The 18,173-nt window shown below is 73.5% G+C and carries 13 protein-coding genes; 1 reads left to right on the top strand and 12 read right to left on the bottom strand.

From position 1 onward, the window contains the following. Positions 1-35: 35 nt before the first annotated feature. The 3 genes from rpsA to ACYVI6_RS02705 form a co-directional block, all read right to left on the bottom strand. The gene (gene rpsA, locus ACYVI6_RS02715) at positions 36-1,571 is read right to left on the bottom strand and encodes a 30S ribosomal protein S1 (protein WP_460444892.1); all 1,536 of its coding nucleotides are present in this window, start codon (positions 1,569-1,571) and stop codon (positions 36-38) included. 110 nt (positions 1,572-1,681) lie between these two features. Then, a complete protein-coding gene (locus ACYVI6_RS02710; protein ID WP_460444891.1) occupies positions 1,682-2,740 on the bottom strand; it encodes a phosphotransferase in 1,059 nt (352 codons plus the stop codon). 91 nt (positions 2,741-2,831) lie between these two features. Continuing rightward, positions 2,832-4,643, bottom strand: coding sequence for a VWA domain-containing protein (locus tag ACYVI6_RS02705; protein WP_460444890.1), 1,812 nt, complete (start codon positions 4,641-4,643; stop codon positions 2,832-2,834). 224 nt (positions 4,644-4,867) lie between these two features. On the opposite strand from ACYVI6_RS02705, the gene ACYVI6_RS02700 reads away from it, so the two are divergent. Continuing rightward, on the top strand, positions 4,868-5,686 hold the full coding sequence (locus ACYVI6_RS02700) for a class I SAM-dependent methyltransferase (RefSeq protein WP_284287096.1): 819 nt from the start codon (positions 4,868-4,870) through the stop codon (positions 5,684-5,686). A gap of 100 nt (positions 5,687-5,786) precedes the next feature. Here ACYVI6_RS02700 and ACYVI6_RS02695 read toward each other — a convergent pair whose 3' ends face one another. From ACYVI6_RS02695 to ACYVI6_RS02655, 9 genes are all read right to left on the bottom strand, one after another. Continuing rightward, on the bottom strand, positions 5,787-8,582 hold the full coding sequence (locus ACYVI6_RS02695) for a hypothetical protein (protein ID WP_460444889.1): 2,796 nt from the start codon (positions 8,580-8,582) through the stop codon (positions 5,787-5,789). Continuing rightward, the gene (locus ACYVI6_RS02690) at positions 8,582-9,163 is read right to left on the bottom strand and encodes a hypothetical protein (RefSeq protein ID WP_460444888.1); all 582 of its coding nucleotides are present in this window, start codon (positions 9,161-9,163) and stop codon (positions 8,582-8,584) included. Before ACYVI6_RS02690 ends, ACYVI6_RS02695 begins: the two co-directional genes overlap by 1 nt. A 452-nt stretch (positions 9,164-9,615) precedes the next feature. After that, positions 9,616-12,351 (bottom strand): DNA polymerase I, encoded by a 2,736-nt coding sequence (gene polA, locus ACYVI6_RS02685; protein ID WP_460444932.1) that lies wholly within the window; start codon positions 12,349-12,351, stop codon positions 9,616-9,618. Between the two features lie 85 nt (positions 12,352-12,436). Next, positions 12,437-13,018 (bottom strand): GNAT family N-acetyltransferase, encoded by a 582-nt coding sequence (locus ACYVI6_RS02680; RefSeq protein WP_460444887.1) that lies wholly within the window; start codon positions 13,016-13,018, stop codon positions 12,437-12,439. A gap of 148 nt (positions 13,019-13,166) precedes the next feature. Next, on the bottom strand, positions 13,167-13,886 hold the full coding sequence (locus tag ACYVI6_RS02675) for an ABC transporter ATP-binding protein (RefSeq protein WP_460444886.1): 720 nt from the start codon (positions 13,884-13,886) through the stop codon (positions 13,167-13,169). Beyond that, positions 13,883-14,650 (bottom strand): ABC transporter ATP-binding protein, encoded by a 768-nt coding sequence (locus ACYVI6_RS02670; RefSeq protein ID WP_460444931.1) that lies wholly within the window; start codon positions 14,648-14,650, stop codon positions 13,883-13,885. Before ACYVI6_RS02670 ends, ACYVI6_RS02675 begins: the two co-directional genes overlap by 4 nt. Positions 14,651-14,705: 55 nt before the next feature. After that, complete coding sequence (locus ACYVI6_RS02665; RefSeq protein ID WP_460444885.1) at positions 14,706-15,875, bottom strand: branched-chain amino acid ABC transporter permease; 1,170 nt, start codon at positions 15,873-15,875, stop codon at positions 14,706-14,708. Next, positions 15,872-16,867 (bottom strand): branched-chain amino acid ABC transporter permease, encoded by a 996-nt coding sequence (locus ACYVI6_RS02660; RefSeq protein WP_460444884.1) that lies wholly within the window; start codon positions 16,865-16,867, stop codon positions 15,872-15,874. The genes ACYVI6_RS02665 and ACYVI6_RS02660 overlap by 4 nt, the downstream gene beginning before the upstream one ends. 107 nt (positions 16,868-16,974) lie before the next feature. Next, positions 16,975-18,120: a branched-chain amino acid ABC transporter substrate-binding protein gene (locus ACYVI6_RS02655; RefSeq protein WP_460444883.1), complete on the bottom strand. Its 1,146-nt coding sequence runs from the start codon at positions 18,118-18,120 to the stop codon at positions 16,975-16,977. Positions 18,121-18,173 lie beyond the last annotated feature (53 nt).

Below are 18,173 nucleotides of genomic sequence, written 5' to 3'. Positions count from 1 at the left end.
GCGGGGCCCCTCGGGTCATGCGGTGGTGCCGTGGATCAGGCGCCGGTGAGCTTCTCGCGCAGGGCGGCGAGCGCCTCGTCCGAGGCCAGCGTGCCCTCGTTCGCCGGCTCGGCCGGAGCGGCCGAGCTGGTCGAGCTCGAGCTGCTGGACGAGCTCGAGCTGCTGCTGCTGGTGCTGCTCGAGGTCTCCGAGGAGTACGACGTCGCGCCGTCGCCGCCGTCGCGGGCCTCCGAGTCGGCCTTCGCGGCGTCCTCGACCTGCTGCTTGTGCGCCTCCCAGCGGGAGTGCGCCTCGGCGTACTGCTTCTCCCAGACCTCGCGCTGCGACTCGTAGCCCTCGAGCCACTCGTTGGTCTCGGAGTCGAAGCCCTCGGGGTACTTGTAGTTGCCCGCGTCGTCGTACTCCGCGGCCATGCCGTAGAGCGTCGGGTCGAACTCGGTGACCTGCGCCGACGCGGCGTCGTTGGCCTGCTTCAGCGACAGCGAGATCCGCCGACGCTCGAGGTCGATGTCGATGACCCGCACGAAGATCGAGTCGCCGACCTGCACGACCTGCTCGGGGATCTCGACGTGGCGCTCGGCCAGCTCGGAGATGTGCACCAGGCCCTCGATGCCCTCGTCGACGCGCACGAACGCACCGAACGGGACGAGCTTGGTGACCTTGCCGGGCACGACCTGACCGATGGCGTGCGTGCGGGCGAACTGCTGCCAGGGGTCCTCCTGCGTCGCCTTGAGCGACAGCGAGACCCGCTCGCGGTCCATGTCGACGTCGAGGACCTCGACGGTGACCTCCTGGCCGACCTCGACGACCTCGCTGGGGTGGTCGATGTGCTTCCACGACAGCTCGGAGACGTGCACCAGACCGTCGACCCCACCGAGGTCGACGAACGCGCCGAAGTTGACGATCGAGGAGACGACGCCCGACCGGACCTGGCCCTTCTGCAGGGTCTGCAGGAAGTTCTGGCGGACGGCGGACTGGGTCTGCTCGAGCCACGCGCGGCGCGACAGCACGACGTTGTTGCGGTTCTTGTCGAGCTCGATGATCTTGGCCTCGAGCTGCTGACCCACGTAGGGCTGCAGGTCGCGCACGCGCCGCATCTCGACGAGCGACGCCGGCAGGAAGCCGCGCAGGCCGATGTCGAGGATCAGGCCGCCCTTGACGACCTCGATGACGGTGCCGGTGACGATGCCGTCGTCCTCCTTGACCTGCTCGATCGTGCCCCAGGCGCGCTCGTACTGCGCGCGCTTCTTGGACAGGATGAGCCGACCCTCCTTGTCCTCCTTCTGGAGGACCAGGGCCTCGACCTCGTCGCCGACCTTGACGACCTCGTTCGGGTCGACGTCGTGCTTGATGGAGAGCTCGCGCGAGGGGATGACGCCCTCGGTCTTGTAGCCGATGTCGAGCAGGACCTCGTCACGGTCGACCTTGACGATGACGCCCTCGACGATGTCGCCGTCGTTGAAGTACTTGATCGTCTCGTCGATGGCGGCGAGGAAGTCCTCGGCCGACCCGATGTCGTTCACCGCGACCTGGGGGGCGCGGCGGGTCTGCTCAACAGTGGGGGCAGTCATGTAGTTGGGGCTCCGATGCGGACAGGAAGTCGGGGACGTGGTGCGTGTGCCGCACAGGACGTGCGGACCCTCCATGCTACCCGATCCGGCCAGCCCCCCGCGAGGTCGCCTCAGGCGTCGCCGAGCACGCGGTCGGGCACGCCGGCCAGGCGCCGCAGCGAGGCGCGGGCCCGGGCCACGGGCGCCGGCGCGGCGGGCCCGCGAGCCGGGCGGGCGGCCAGCTCCAGCAGCGCGAAGAGGTCGGCGTCGGCGGCCTGCCGCAGCCAGTCCTCCGACCCGGGCGCCCGGCCGGTGCCACCGACCAGCAGCCCCTCGTGGAGGCCGTCGACGAGGCCGTGCCGCAGCGCCTCCCACGAGCGGACGACGTCCGCGCGCGACGTCGCGCCGCGCGGCAGCGGCGCCTGCTCGGCCAGGTGCAGGCCCTGGTCGACGGCGCGCAGCAGGTTGCCGACGTCCTCGAGCCAGCTGCCCCCGTGCGCGTGCTCCCAGTCGAGGACGGCGCGCAGCCGGCCGGTGTCGGGGTCGACCACGAGGTTCTTCGGGTTCAGGTCGCCGTGCACCAGCGACGGCGGCCCGGACGGGGCGTGCTGCAGGCGCACGGAGGCGGCGTCGAGCGCCGCGAGCAGGCCCGGGGCCGAGCGCGGCCCCAGGCCGGCGGCGGCGAGGTCCGGCTCGAGGTGGCGGGCCCAGGCGGACAGCGTGCTGAGCGGCGCCGGCCACTCGCCGACGGCGAGCGCGCCGTCCACGAACGGCCCCGCCCCGTCGACGCGCGTCTCGCGAAGCACCGTCACCAGCCGGGCCAGCTGCCGGGCGAGCGCGGTCGCCGCCGGCACCGTGGCCCCCCGCTCGAGCAGCAGGTCGCCGCGTACGCCGGGGACGGCCGCGGTGACCAGGTGCGGCGGCAGCCCGTCGACGGGTCGGGGCTCGGCCGCCAGCAGCCGGGCCTGGGGCACGCTCCCGGTCAGCCGTCGGCGCACCCCCAGGTCGACGACGGCCCGGGAGGGGTCGCGCAGGTAGAGCCGGACGAACGCCCGCTCGCGGAACCACTGACCGGCGAACGTCTCGCCGCTGAACCCGCCGAGCGCCGGCTGCGGGTCGTGCAGCACCCGCCGGGCGAGCTGCTGCGGGGGCGCCGCGTCGACCTGGCGCACGGCGCTGCTGGCGGGCATCGCCCCATCGCAGCACAGCGACCCGCGGCCTGTCGCGCCGCCCCGCGCCGGGTCACCCGCGGGACGCAGCGGCGGCCGCGGCCCGGCGTCGTCACTCGGTCAGGCTGGCGAGCAGCACGCGCTGCAGGTCGGCGGGGCTGCTGGCCTCGAAGCTGCGGCCCTGGGTGGCCTGCGCGATCCGTCGCAGCGACGCCCGGTCCGCCTGCCCGCCGTACGCGATCGTGTAGACCCGCACGGGGTGCGCCGTGTCGCGCTCGCGCTCGAGCGTGCGCAGCAGCTTCTCGAGACCGATGCTGCCCGGGTCGTCGTCGCGGCCGTCGCTGAGCAGCACCACGACGCCACCGCTCTCGGGCGCCTTGGCGCGGACGTCGCGGGTGGCCGCGAGGGCGGTGTCGTAGAGCCCGGTGTCGCCCGCGGCCCGCAGCTTCGAGGCGGCGGCGCGGATGGCCTCGCGGCGCGAGCGGCCGTCGACCCGGTCGTCGGCCCGGCCCAGCGGCACCACGACGTCGTAGTCCCTGTCGCCGTCGAGCCGTCGCGAGAACGCCCACAACCCCAGCCGGCTGCGGTCGGAGAACGACACGACGGAGGCGCGGATGGCCGCCCGCGCCAACCCGATCCGGGTCTCGCCGCCCTTCGACACCCGCGCGTTCATCGAGCCCGAGGTGTCGACCGCCAGCAGCACGGCGCTCTGCCGGTCGAGGGCCGACCACGCCTGCAGCGCCTCGGTCACGACCGTCTCCCCCGGCTCGCCGGGCTCGAGCCGCGGCAGCGGGGCCAGCGACCCGGCCGACCCGGACCGCGCGGTGGCGGTGGCGGGCACGACCGTCCACCCCGCGTCGTCGAGCGGCTGCGACCCGGCGCGCGTCGTGAGGTAGTCGCCGAAGGCGCCCGCCGCGTCGACCCTGCGATCGTGGTCGTCGCGCGGACCGTAGACGGCCAGGTACCCGACGCGGGCCTCGGTGGCGTCGCCGCGCAGGTTCACCGGGGTCAGCGGGATCGCCGGGTTCGTGCGGTTGAACGCGTCGACCTCGCGGCGCGTCGACGGCAGGGCCACCGCCCTCGCCAGGGCCTTCGACTCGGACAGCGACTCGTCGCGCAGCGGCCCGAGCGCCGCACCGGGTGCCGCGTCCAGCGCGCGCAGCGACCCCTGCACGTCGAGCAGCCCCGCACGCAGCTGCTCCGGCGAGGAGGTGTCGGCCTGCAGCGCGGCGTACAGGGTGACCAGCGTGTCGAGCCCGCTGGTCGACGTCCGGACGTCGGTCCACGACATCCGGACGGCGCCCCAGGCCGCGTGGCCGTAGCGACCCCAGCCGCGCGGGTCGTGGGCGGCCGCCAGCAGCTGCTGCAGGGTCGGGTCGTCGTCGTCCCAGCCGGCGGCGCGCGCCATCGGCTCGGGCACCGCCATGACGGTCGGCGAGGACGCCAGCACCGGGAAGACGTCGGGCAGCAGGCGGTCGACCTCGGGACGCCGGGACGCGACGCGCGCCCAGGTGCTCGAGTCGGGCACCCAGACGTCGAAGCCGGGGTCGGACCCGCTCGAGGCCGCCAGCGCCAGCACGTCCGCGGCCGACGTGGGCGCGAGGTAGCGCACTTCCACCGTGGCGCACGCGGCCCGGGCCCGGGCGGTGCCGGCGAAGCCCTTGGCCGCGCGCTGCAGCGGCACCAGCAGCGACTCGGAGGTCACGACACGGAGCACCGCGGGCCGGTCGCAGCCCGCGGCGGTCGGCTGGTCGGAGCGTCGGGACGCCAGCGCCCAGCCGGCGGTGCCCACGACCAGCGCGGCCACCAGCGCGAGCAGGGGGACGGTGCGGCCACGGCGGCGCGACCGGGTCGAGCGGCGCCTGGCCGTGCGCGATGACGCCGCGTCGTCGACGTGCGACGACGCGCTGCGGTGACTGCCCATGCCTGGCGACTCCCCCGAGCGCTGTCTGATCGACCGTCATCTTGACCGTTCCTTGACGTCCGCACAACGCTGTCGGCGCAAGTGGTGCCGGCCGTGCTTGCCGGGATGCACTGATCGTGCCGACGACGTGACGCACAGTGAGAGCACTCTGCGCAGACCGGACACTTGCGGCACGTCGCCACCCGGCGTCGACGTCCCGTCCGACGCGCGCGACACTCCCCGGCATGGACGAGCACCACCGCCCGCCGCAGGCCACCCGGCGCCGCGCACCCGTCGACGAGACCCGGCGGGCGAACCGCACGTGGTGGGACGGCGAGTCGACCGCCTACCAGGCCGAGCACGGGCGCTTCCTCGGCGACGTCCGGTTCGTCTGGGGCCCGGAGGGTCTCGACGAGGCGGACGCCGGCCTGCTCGGACCGGTCTCGTCGCTGGCCGGGCTGCGGGTGCTCGAGATCGGGTGCGGTGCGGCACCGTGCGGCCGCTGGCTGGCGGCGCAGGGCGCGCAGGTGGTGTCGAGCGACCTGTCGGCCGGGATGCTCGCGCAGGCCCGGCTCGCCGACGTCCGCGCCGGGGTGCGCACTCCCCTGCTGCAGGCCGACGCCTGCCGGCTGCCGCTCGCCGACGCGAGCGTCGACCTCGCCTGCTCCGCCTACGGCGCGGTGCCGTTCGTCGCGGACTCGGCCGGGCTGATGGCCGAGGTGGCACGGGTGCTGCGGCCCGGCGGGCGGTGGGTGTTCTCGGTGACCCACCCGGTGCGCTGGGCCTTCCCCGACGAGCCGGGCCCCGAGGGCCTGGTGGCCCGCGAGTCGTACTTCGACCGCACGCCGTACGTGGAACAGGGAGCCGACGGGGTCGCCGAGTACGTCGAGCACCACCGCACGCTGGGCGACCGGGTGCGCGAGCTGGTCGCCGCCGGGCTGGTGCTCGACGACCTGGTCGAGCCCGAGTGGCCGGCCGGGCACGACGAGGCGTGGGGCGGCTGGAGCCCGCTGCGCGGCCGGGTGCTGCCCGGCACCGCGATCTTCGTCAGCCACCGCCCCTGACCCGCGGCACCCCCCGCGACACCTTTCCGCGCGTCAACCCGCTTCCGACGGCCGGAGAGCGGGCTGACGCGCGGAACGCGGGACGACGCGCGGAACGGGGTCAGGCGAGGCGGCGGCGGACGGCGGCGGCCGCCCCCGCGCCGATCGCGAACAGCGCCAGGGCCCCCAGGCCGCGGCCGAGGTCGCGGCTGCGCTCGCCGTCCGCCGACGCCAGCTCGAGCCGGTACGCCGTGGAGCCGGCCGCGCCCTCGGGTGCGCCGTACGCCATGCCCTCCGCCTTCGCGCGCTCGGCGCCGGCGGTGATCGTGGCGTACTTCTCGCCGTAGTCGGCCGCGGTCTCCTTGCCTGCAGCGACCAGCTTGGTGGTGCCCTCCGTCGAGAGCCGCTGCGCGCCGTCCTCGAGACCCGGCGCCTTCTCGGTCGCCGTGTCGAGGCCGTCGGCGATCTGCCCCGACCCGTCGGCGGCGTCCTGCAGGCCGCTGCTCAGGTCGCCCGCGCCGTCCGACACCTTCGAGGCGCCGTCGGCGAGCTTCGTCGAGCCGGCGCGGGCCGTGCCCACGCCGTCGCTGAGCTGCCCGGCGCCGTCCGCCAGCTGCTGCGTGCCGTCCGCGAGCTTCGTGTTGCCGTCCGACACCTGACCGGCGCCGTCCGCCAGCTGGCCCGCCGAGTCGGCGAGGGTCGCGTTGCCGTCGGCCACCTGCCCGGCGCCGTCGGCGACGGCACCCGCGCCGTCGGCCAGCTCACCGAGCCCACCGGCCAGGTCGGCGTTGCCCTCGGCGACCTGCCCGGCGCCGGCGCTGAGCTGCGCCAGCCCGGCGACGAGCTGCCGGCTGCCGGCGTCGATGGCGTCGACCCCCGTCTGCAAGCCGTTGACCCCGCCGCGCAGCGTCTCGTCCGCCGGGGTGTCGGCGTTGGTGCCGACACCCGCCTGGACGTTCGCGACCACCGTGTCCACCAGCAGGCTGACGCCCGCGTCCACCTGGCCGACGCCCTGCAGCAGCCCGGCGCGGTCGGCGTCGCACGCGGCCAGGGCGGTGTTGCTGAGACCGCACTCGACCGCCGCCAGCCCCGCGGCCGCGCCGGTCAGGCTGGTCTTCAGCGCGCCGAGGCCGTCCGAGACGTCGCCCAGCCCGCCTGCTGCGGCCTGCGTGTTCGTGCGGAGCGTGCCGACCCCCGTCTGCACCTGGGCCAGCGTGCCGGCGCAGACCGGGTCGGCCGTGCAGCCGGTCGTGCCGCGCGCAGCGGCCACGCCGCCGGCGAGCTGGTCGATCGAGTGGCCCGGCTCCAGCGCGTCCTGCAGGCCGCCGCGCACCTGGTCGGTGCCACCCCGCAGCCGGTCGAGCGACGAGCCCGTCGCGACCGCGCCGGCCAGCCCGGCGCGCACCTGGTCGACGCCGTACAGCAGCGTGCCCGCGTCGCCCTTCGTGCCGATGCCGGCACGCAGCTTCGCGATGCCGCCGTGCAGCTGCGCGACCCCGGAGTTCTCCGGCAGGTCGCCGATGTCGCCGTACAGCTTGGCCAGGCCGGCGTCGACCTGGTCGAGGCCGTCGCCCACCTGCGTCAGACCGGTGATCAGCGCGGGCGCCTTCGAGCCGGCGGCGGTGAGGCCGTCGGCCACCTGCTTCGACCCGTCGGCGAGCTGCCCCGCGCCGTCCGCGGCGAGCGCGTTGGCGCCGGCGACCTGCTCGGTGCCGTCGGCGACCTGCCCCGACCCGTCGGCCAGCTGCCCCGCGCCGGCCGCGAGCAGGCCGGCGCCGTTCGAGACCTTGAAGGCGCCGCCGGCGAGCGTGCTGGCGCCGGTCGAGGCCTCGTGCAGCTTGACGTCGAGCGTCGACGCGCCCTTGTCGAGCTTGAACAGACCGGCGTTCAGGTCGCCGGCGCCGGTCGACACCTGCGAGGCACCGTCGGCGAGCTGCGCCGATCCGGAGTCGGCGTCGCCGAGCCCGTCGTCGAGCCGGTGCGCGCCGTCGCGCAGCTTGATGAGCCCCGCGATGAGGTCGGAGGCGCCGTCGCGCAGCTTCAGCAGGTTGGTGTCGATCTCGCCCGCGCCGCCGGTGAGCTCGACGCCGGTGGCCGCACCCGACTTGTAGCTCGCGGCGCCGCCCTTGAACGACGGGCTGTCGAGCGGGCTGACCGGCAGCGCGGACACCGTCGCGGCCGGCACCACGCCGTCGCGGATCCGCGCGGTGTAGCCGAACGACGCCTCGGGCGCCCCGATCGGGCCGAACAGCGTCATCGTGAACGTCAGCGACGTGCCGCCGCGACCGTCGCCCGCGACGCTCGCCTGCGGGGAGGCGACGTCGGTGAACTGCGCCGGCAGCGTCGTCGTCAGCGACCCGACCATCGGGATGACGACCGGCACCTCCTTGGTGACCCGCTTGCCGGTGCCGTCGTCGTAGCTGACCGACTGCGGCTTCGCCGTCACGTTGCGCACCGTGTAGCGCACCTCGAGGTCGCCGGTACGACCGACGACGTCCTTCGGCAGCACCTGCTCGCCGTCGAGCAGGTAGATCGCCGACACCGTCAGCGGCAGCTGCTTGTCGAAGTCGCTGACCGTGCGCAACCGCTTCGCGCCGTCGACGTCGACCGTCGTCGTCAGCCGCCCGTCCTGCACCGTCGGCGTGCCGAAGCCGTCGAGGTTGCGCAGCCCCTTCGTCGACACCGGGTCGGCGACGGTGGCCTTGCCGTGGCCGGTGAACGCGAGCTGCTCGTAGACCCGGGCGTCCTGCACGCCACCGGACGGCGACAGGTGGGCCTGCACCGTCTCGGTGTTCGTGACGACGACGTCGGACGTGCCCGCCGCGCCGAGCGCGACGGCGGGGCCGGCGGCGATCAGGCAGGTGGCGGGCAGGGCGGCGCCGACCAGGGCCAGTCGCAGCATCGGGGTGCGGCGCATCAGAGGGCCTTCTCCGTGAGGGGGGCGTCGCCGGCGGGGTGCGCCGACGGGGCGGGCGAGGCGTCGCCGGCGCGGTGCTCGCGCGAGCGGCTGGCCGCGACCTGCGGCCCGAGGAAGGCGGTGGCCAGGAACCCGCACGCGGCGGCCAGCAGCACGGTGGTCGCCGCGGTGGGCGACTCGCGCACGAACGTGGACGGCGAGCTGGTGTACGTCTCCTCGTAGCTGGCGACGACGGCCGCCACGCCCACGAGCAGCGACCACAGCGGCACCCGGGTGCCGGTGGCGACGCAGACGGCGAGGCACACCACGACGACGAGCAGCGCGGCGACGGCCCGGCCGGACGCCGAGTCGGGCAGCAGCGCGGCCCGCAGCGCGTACCCCAGCCACCCGGCGAGCACCCCGGCCAGCAACCCGATCACCCGCGCCAGCGGCGTCCGGTCGGGCACCAGCCCGATCACCGCACCGAGCGCGGCCCCGACCAGCGCGACGTGCTGCAGGTCGAGCCCGAGCACCTGCCCGAGCGCCACGACGAGCGCCGCCACGACCGCGAGGACCGCACCGCCCACCACGTTCTGCTTCATCGATCATCCGTCCGAGGAGCGCCGCGGCACGTCGCATCGTCGGTGAGGCGACAGCGGCTCGGGCGGATGTCTACCACGGAGTAACTTGCGCGCGGCACCCCCCGACGCGCGACACGCGGTCACCGACGAGCCACGCTCACCCGCCCGGTCGACCCACCCCGCCCCTGCGTCGACCGGCGCTCACCCACGGCGACACCGGACGAACCCGGCACACCGGACCTCTCGTCTCGACCACCAGGCGAGCAGGCGGTGCCGCGCACCGGGCCACGGCACCCGGGAGGTCGCAGCGGGCGGCACCGAGGTCGTCGGGCCAGGGCCGGGAGCGGTCAGGCAGAGGGCAGGCCGCGGTCTCCGGAGGGCGACGTCAAGGCGAGCTCTCGCGAGCCAGTCGGCCGGAGGAGGCCGCGGCCGGCCCGGACGCGGACCCGACCGAAAGGGACAGGAACGAAGAACTAGTGCCCAGCCCGCTCCCACGACCGCCCGGTGCCGAGGCTCACGGTGAGCGGCACCGACAGGTCAGCCGCCGACCCCATGGCCTCGCGCACGAGCTGCTCGAGCGCCTCGCCCTCGCCCTCGGCCTGCTCGAGCACGAGCTCGTCGTGCACCTGCAGCAGCACCCGCGAGCGCAGGCCCTCGGTCTGCAGGCGCTCGTGCACACGCAGCATGGCGACCTTGATGATGTCGGCGGCGGAGCCCTGGATCGGTGCGTTCAGGGCCATCCGCTCGGCGGCTTCCCGGCGTTGACGGTTGTCGCTCGTCAGGTCGGGGAGGTAGCGGCGGCGGCCGATCATGGTCTCGGTGTAGCCGGTGCGGCGGGCGACCGCGACGACGTCGGTGAGGTAGTCGCGCACCCCGCCGAAGCGCTCGAAGTACTCGTCCATGAGGCCGCGGGCCTCGTCGGTGGGGATGCGCAGCTGCTTGCTGAGCCCGAACGCGGACAGGCCGTAGGCGAGGCCGTAGCTCATGGCCTTCACCTTGGAGCGCATGGCGTTCGTGACGTCCTCGGGCGCGACGCCGAAGACCCGGGCACCGACGAAGCGGTGCAGGTCCTCGCCGGTGCGGAAGGCCTCGATGAGCCCCTCGTCGCCGGACAGGTGCGCCATGATCCGCATCTCGATCTGGCTGTAGTCGGCGCTGACCAGCGTCTCGTACCCGGGGCCGACGACGAAGGTCTCGCGGATGCGCCGGCCCTCGTCGGTGCGGATCGGGATGTTCTGCAGGTTGGGGTCGGTCGAGCTGAGCCGACCGGTCGCGGCGATCGTCTGGTGGTAGGTCGTGTGGATGCGGCCGTCGTCGGAGACGGTCTTGAGCAGGCCCTCGACGGTCTGCCGCAGCCGCGAGACGTCGCGGTGTCGCAGCAGCGCCTCCAGGAACGGGTGGGGGCTCTTGACGTAGAGGTCCTGCAGCGCGTCGGCGTCGGTGGTGTAGCCGGTCTTGGTGCGCTTGGTCTTCGGCATGCCGAGCTCGTCGAACAGCACGGTCTGCAGCTGCTTGGGCGACCCGAGGTTCAGGGCGCGGGCGGGCGCCGGCTCGCCGTCCTCCCCCGCCGGCCCGGGCGGCAGGGCGGCGTGCGCGTCGGCGTGCGCCTGCTGCACCTGGGCGGCGAAGTACGCCTCCATCTCGCGCAGGCCGTCGACGTCGACGGCGATGCCGAGCTCCTCCATCTCGGCGAGCACGCCGACGAGCGGGATCTCGACGTCGCGCAGCAGGGCGGTCGCGTTGTGCTGCTCGAGCTCGGCGTCGAGGCTCTCGGCGAGGTCGAGCACCGCGCGGGCGCGCACCATCGCCTGCTCGTCGTCGGCCGGGCCGGTGTCGCCGGCCAGCTCGAGCTCGAACGCGCCCTGCGACTGCTCGGCCGCGGCGGGCGCGTCGAGCCCGCCACCGGGGACGTCGAGACGCAGCTCGCGGTGCAGGTGGCGCAGCACCAGGTCGGCCAGGTCGTAGGAGCGCTGGTCGGGCTTGACGAGGTAGGCCGCGAGCGCGGTGTCGCTCACCACGCCCTGCAGCGGCAGCCCGCGAGCGGCGAGCGCGTGGCCGGGGCCCTTCGCGTCGTGCAGCGCCTTGGGCCGGTCGGCGTCCGCCAGCCACCCGGCCAGCGCCTGCTCGCCGTCGGTGCCCAGCGCGACGAGGTCGAGGTAGGCGGCGTGCCCGTCGGGCGAGGCCACGGCGAGGCCGTGCGCGTCGCCGGTGCCGGCACCCCAGCTGCCCACGACGTCGACGCCGCAGCGCAGCCCCTCGTTCGCGTGCGCGGCCAGCCACTCGCCGACCGCCGCCCCGGTGGGCCGCTCGACGTTCAGGTCGAAGCCCGACTCGGCCTCGGGCAGCGCCGCCTCGACGGTGGCGAACAGCCGCTCGCGCAGCACCCGGAACTCGAGGCCGTCGAAGACCTGGTGCACCTCGTCGCGGTCCCACTGGCGGCGCTCGAGGTCGGCGGGCTTCAGCGGCAGCTCGAGGTCGCGCACCAGTCCGTTGAGGCGCCGGTTGCGCAGCACGCCCTCGAGGTGCTCGCGCAGGTTGTCGCCGGCCTTGCCCTTGATCTGGTCGACGTTGGCCACCACGCCCTGCAGGCCGCCGTACAGGTTGATCCACTTGGCGGCCGTCTTCGGCCCGACGCCCGGGACGCCGGGCAGGTTGTCGCTGCTCTCGCCCACCAGCGCCGCCAGGTCGGGGTAGCGCTCGGGGGGCAGGCCGTAGCGCTCCTCGACCGCGGCCGGGGTCATGCGCGACAGCTCGCTGACGCCGCGCACCGGGTAGAGCACGGTGGTGCCCTCGTCGACCAGCTGGAAGGTGTCGCGGTCACCGGAGCAGACCAGCACGTGCAGGCCCTCGGCGCGGGCCTGGGTGGTGAGCGTCGCGATGACGTCGTCCGCCTCGAAGTGCTCGGCCTCGACCACGGGGATGCGCAGCGCGGCCAGCACCTCCTTGACCAGCGCCACCTGGCCTCGGAACTCGTCGGGCGTGGCCGAGCGGCCCGCCTTGTACTCCGCGTACTCCTCCGTGCGGAACGTCTGCCGGGAGATGTCGAAGGTGACCGCCACGTGCGTGGGGTCCTCGTCGCGCAGCAGGTTGATGAGCATCGAGGTGAAGCCGTAGACGGCGTTCGTCGGCTGCCCGGTAGTGGTCGAGAAGTTCTCGACCGGCAGGGCGAAGAAGGCCCGGTAGGCCAGCGAGTGGCCGTCGAGCAGCATCAACGTCGGCGTGCGCTGGGACCGGTCGGTGGTGGCTGGGCTCACGCGGCCACCCTAGGACGTGCCGCCGACAGCGCCGAACCGCTCAGCCGGTGGAGCGGGTGCGCAGCGCCAGCGCCCGGCTGCGGGCCCGCAGCGCGCGCCGCGCGGCCAGCGTGATGTCGATCGCCTCGTGCTCGCCGGCGGCCAGCCGACGCCGCAGGGCGGGGACCGAGGCCACCCGGCGCACGACGAACGGGCTGAACCCGAGCCGGGCGAAGAAGCGCTGGCAGTCGCGGCCGGACGCCGGGGCGCTGGTCGAGATCTGCCCGGCGCCGGACGCCTCCGCCGAGGTCGTGGCCCGGGCGATGAGCGCCCGGCCGACGCCCTTGCGCCGCACCTCGTCGAGCACGAAGAGGTGCTCGATGGCGACGGACGGTTCGTCGAGCAGCGGCATCAACGGCCCGTGCGACAGCACCACGAAGCCGACGTCGGCGCCGTCGACCCGGGCGAGGTGGGCCTCGACGCCGTCGCGGCGCAGCGCCGTGCTCAGCATCTGGCCGACCTCGTCGGCGTCCGAGACGCCGCGCTGCGACGTCCGCGACGCCACCCACAGCGTGGTCAGGGCCTGCACGTCGCCTGCGTCGTCGGGGTGCACCGACCGCACGAGCACCGAGCCTTGGGGCACTGCGCCTCCTCCTCGAGGTCCCAGGGCCCCACCCGGGACGAGCCGTCCGCTCACCGATCCGTCGCGAAACATAGCCCGTCCGGGCGGGTGGTGGAAGCCCTCCGGACGGGTCTCACGGAGCGTCACCGGACGCCGTGCAGGACGGTGACTAGACGTCGCCGCCCAGGTACGCGGCGCGGATCGAGTCGTCGGCCGCGAGGGCCTTGCCGGTGCCCTCCCGGACGATCTCGCCGGTCTCGAGGATGTACGCCTGGTCGGCCGTCTTCAGCGCCTGCGCGGCGTTCTGCTCGACCAGCAGGATGGTCGTGCCCTGCGCGTGGATCTCGCGGATGATGCTGAAGATCTGCGCGATGAGCTTGGGCGCCAAGCCCATCGACGGCTCGTCGAGCAGCAGCAGCCGCGGGTGCCCCATGAGGGCGCGACCCATCGCCAGCATCTGCTGCTCGCCGCCCGACATCGTGCCGGCGGCCTGCCCCACGCGCTCCTGCAGCCGCGGGAACAGCCCGAAGACCCGGTCGAGGTCGGCCCTGGCCGTCGCCTTGCGGTCCTTGCGGGTGTAGGCGCCCATCTCGAGGTTCTCGAGCACCGTCATGCCGGGGAACGTGCCGCGACCCTCGGGCGACTGGGTGATGCCCAGCTCGACCCGCTTGTGCGCCGGCATCGACGTGATGTCGTGACCGTCGAAGAGGATCCGCCCGGCCCGCACCGGGCGCAGGCCGGAGACGGTCTTCATCGTCGTGGTCTTGCCGGCGCCGTTGGCCCCGATCAGCGTCACGACGCTGCCCTCGGGCACCGTGAACGACACCTCGCGGATCGCCTCGATGCGGCCGTAGTTGACGCACAGGCCCTCGACCTCGAGCAGCGTCATGACGCACTCTCCTCGTCGTCCTCGTCGACGCCGAGGTACGCCGCGATCACCGCCGGGTTGTCGCGGATCTCGGCGGGCAGGCCCTCGGCGATCTTCTTGCCGAACTCCAGCACCACGATGCGGTCGGTCACGCCCATGACCAGCCGCATGTCGTGCTCGATGAGCAGCACGGTGTAGCCCTGGTCGCGGATGCGCCGGATGAGCTCCATGAGCTCGACCTTCTCGGCCGGGTTGAAGCCGGCCGCCGGCTCGTCGAGGCACAGCAGCTTCGGACCGGTGGCCAGCGCGCGGGCGATCTCGAGCCGCCGCTGGTCGCCGTACGGCAGGTTGCGGGCCAGCTCGTCGGCCCTCTTCGACAGCCCCATGAACTCGAGCAGCTCGCGGGCCCGCTCGTGGCCCTGCGCCTCCTCGTGGCGGTGCTGCGGCAGCCGGAACAGCGCCGACACCAGGCCCGTGCGGTGCCCGGCGTCCGCCCCGACGAGGATGTTCTCCAGCGCCGTCATGTTGCCGAACAGCCGGATGTTCTGGAACGTCCGCGCGATGCCCATGCGGGTGATCTCGAACTTCTTGCGGCGCCCCAGGTCGGCGCCCTCGAACTGCACCCGGCCGGACGTCGGGGTGTAGACCCCGGTCATCGCGTTGAAGCAGGTGGTCTTGCCGGCGCCGTTCGGGCCGATCAGCCCGAGGATCTCCCCCGGGCGGATGTCGAACGTCACGCCGTCCAGCGCGACCACGCCGCCGAAGCGGATCGTGACGTCCTGCATCGACAGCAGCGGCGCGGCGTCGGACGTCGGGCGCGACGCGGCGTCCGTCGTGAGCTCAGGCACGGGAGGCTCCTTCCTCGAGCTGCTCCAGGCGTTCGTCGACCTTCTTGGCGCGCACGCTGCGGCGCGGCGGGATGAGGCCCTGCGAGCGGAAGTTGGCCAGCACGATGAGCAGCACGCCGAAGATCAGCACGCGGTAGTCGGCGAACGGGCGGAACAGCTCGGGCAGGTACGACACCACGACGGCGCCGATGATGACGCCCCAGCGGTTGCCGGCGCCGCCCACCACGACGGCGGCGACGAACAGGATCGACAGCTGCGCGGTGAACGTGTCGGGGTTGATGAACCCCTGTCGGGTGGCGAACAGCGCCCCGGACAGGCCGCCGACGAAGGCGCCGATGGCGAACGCCAGCAGCTTGAACCGGAAGGTCGGCACGCCCATCAGCTCGGCGGCGTCCTCGTCCTCGCGGGTGGCCTCCCACGCCCGGCCCACCCGGCTGTTCTGCAGCGCCTTGTCGGCGAACAGGATCAGGATGATGACGGTGAGGGCCAGCCAGTAGTACGGGATGTAGTCGAGGATCCCGAAGGTCAGCACGCTGGTCTTCGTGCCGAGGTCGACCGACGCCGTGGCGCCCTGCCAGACCAGGTGCGGGATGCCGAAGAACTCGTGGCTGGGCGGCTTCGGGATGCTGCTGATGCCGGGCGCACCGCCGGTGAAGTTCGTGCTGTTCAGCAGGATCAGCCGGATGATCTCGCCGAAGCCGAGCGTCACGATGGCCAGGTAGTCACCGCGCACCCGCAGGGTGGGGGCGCCGAGCAGGATGCCGGACACCGTCGCCAGCAGCGCCGCGAGCGGCAGCAGGACGAGGAACGGGATCTTGCCGTGCAACGACCCCAGGATGCCGACCGTGTAGGCGCCGATGGCGTAGAAGCCGACGTACCCCAGGTCGAGCAGGCCGGCGTACCCCAGCACGACGTTCAGGCCGAGCGCGACGAGCACGTACGCCGCGACGTTGAACAGCACGCCGCCGAAGTCGCTCTCGGACGGCGACAGGTACGGCGGGTCGAGCAGCGGCAGCGCGTAGAGCAGCACGGCCAGCGCGACCATCAGCAGGATCTTGACCGGGCGCGGCAGGTCGGCCAGCCGGGCGAACGGGTTGCGGCGCCCGGGTTGCGTGCGACCGCCGTCGTTGGCCGGGCTCTTGGCGGTGGTGCTGGTGCTCATGCGCGGGACCTCCCGAGGGACTCGCCGAGCAGGCCGGTGGGCCGGAACAGCAGGATGACGACCAGCAGGAGGAACGCGACGACGTCCTTCCACTGCGAGCCGATGAGGGCGGAGCCGTAGTTCTCGGCGAGACCGAGCACGAACCCGCCCAGCAGCGCGCCGCGCACGTTGCCGATGCCACCGAGCACGGCGGCGGTGAACGCCTTGACGCCCAGGATGAAGCCGGCGTTCCAGCGGGTGGCACCGAACTTCATGACGTACAGCAACGCTGCACCGCCGGCCATCATGCCGCCGAGCAGGAAGGTGATCTGCACGACGCGGTCCTTGTTGACGCCCATCAGGGCGGCCGCCTCCTGGTCCATCGAGACGGCGCGGATGCCGCGGCCCAGGCGCGAGCGCCGGATGAACTGGTCGAGGGCGATCATCATCACGAGCGCGCCGACGATGACGATGATGTCCATGTTGCGGACGCTGTAGCCGCCGACGTCGAACAGCGGCACGGTGTTCACCGGGTTGGGGAAGCTCGCGTTGTCACGCGCCTTGCCCACGTAGGCCTGCAGGTTGTCGGCGAGCCCGAACCAGCCGGCGATCCGGTCGCGCAGACCCATGATCTCGCCGAGCACGAACGACGCGCCGATGGCGCTGATGAGCGCGACCAGCGGCGGGGCGTTCATCCGGCGCAGCCGCCGGTAGGCGACGCGCTCGACGAGCAGCGCCACCAGGCCGCTGGCGACCATGGCCGCGGCCAGCGCCAGCACGACGAGCGCGATGGTGGTGCCGACGCTGTGGTCCTTGCCGCCGCCGACGGCGACCATCGTCCACACCGCCGCGAAGCTGCCCCACATCCACACCTCGGAGTGGGCGAAGTTGATGAGGCGCAGGACGCCGTACACGAGCGTGTAGCCGAGGGCCACCAGCGCGTACACCGCCCCGAGCACGAGCGCCGTGACGGTCAGCGCCACGAAGTTGTCGAACAGGAAGCTGAAGTTCATCGGATCAGAGCTCTCCTCGCCCACCTGGACACGGCGACGCGGCCGGGGCTGCCCCCGGCCGCGTCAGCGTGTTCACGGACCTGCGGTCTCAGCGGTTCGCGCGGGTGCTACTTGATCTCCTGGTCGGGGACGATCTTGCCGCCCTCGACCTTGTAGGCCCACACCGAGACCTCGCTCGGCTCGCCCTTGTCGTCGAACTTCAGCTGCTTGGTGACGCCCGGCTGGTCGTAGCTCTTCACGAAGGAGAGCAGGTCGGCGCGGGTGGTCTTGCCGGCGGCGATGCCGTTCAGCAGGATCGTCGCGGCGTCGTAGCCCTCGGCCGAGTAGGTGGCCGGCTCGGCGTTGAAGGTCTTCTTGTAGTCGGCGTAGAACGTGCCGCCGGCCTTGTCCGGGGGCAGGCACGGGCAGGTCATGATCGTGCCCTCGGCGGCCTTCTCGCCGGCGGCCACGACGAAGCCCTCGTCCTTCACGCCGTCGCCCACGACCAGGGTCGCGTCGACACCGGCGTCGGTCATCTGCTTGCGGAGCAGGCCGGCCTCGGCGTAGTAGCCGCCGAAGAACACCGCGTCGGCGCTGGCCGCCTTGATCTTGGTGACGGTCGGCGAGAAGTCGGTCTGCTTGACCTGGATGGTGTCGGTCGCGACGACCGAGCTGCCCAGGGTGGACTTCACGATGTCGCCCAGGCCCTTGCCGTACTCCGAGGCGTCGTCGACGACGACGACCTTCTTGGCGTTCAGCACGGTGGAGATGTACTTCGCGGCGGCCGGGCCCTGCGAGGCGTCGTTGCCGAGCACGCGGAAGAAGGTCTTCCAGCCGTTGTCGGCCAGCGCCGGGTTCGTGGCGGACGGCGTGATGGTCACCAGGCCGGCCTCGTTGAACGCGGGGTCGGCGGCCTTGGACTCACCGGAGAACGCCGGGCCGACGATGCCGACTACCGACTTGTCGTCGATGGCCTTCTTGGCGAGCGCGGGGGCCTGCTCGGGTGCACCCTGGGAGTCGATGGAGTCCAGGGTGACCTTGCACTTCGGGCTCTTGGCGCTGTACTGGTCCAGGGCGAGCTTCACGCCGTTCTGGATGTTCTGGCCGAGGTTGGCCGCGTCACCGGTGAGCGCGCCGAAGAAGCCGATCTTCAGGGCGCAGCTCGAGCCGGACCCGCTGTCGCTGGCCGAGTCGGAGCCGGTGGTGCCGCCGCAGGCGGTCAGCGCGAGCGCTGCGACCGCCACCGGAACGGCGAGCTTGACGATGGAACGCACGTGGGTCCTCCACTGCTTGGTGACAGGACAGGCCGCGTCGGACGCCCCCGAGG

Source organism: Angustibacter aerolatus (assembly GCF_054776675.1).
This window is presented reverse-complemented; position numbering and strand designations above follow the sequence as displayed.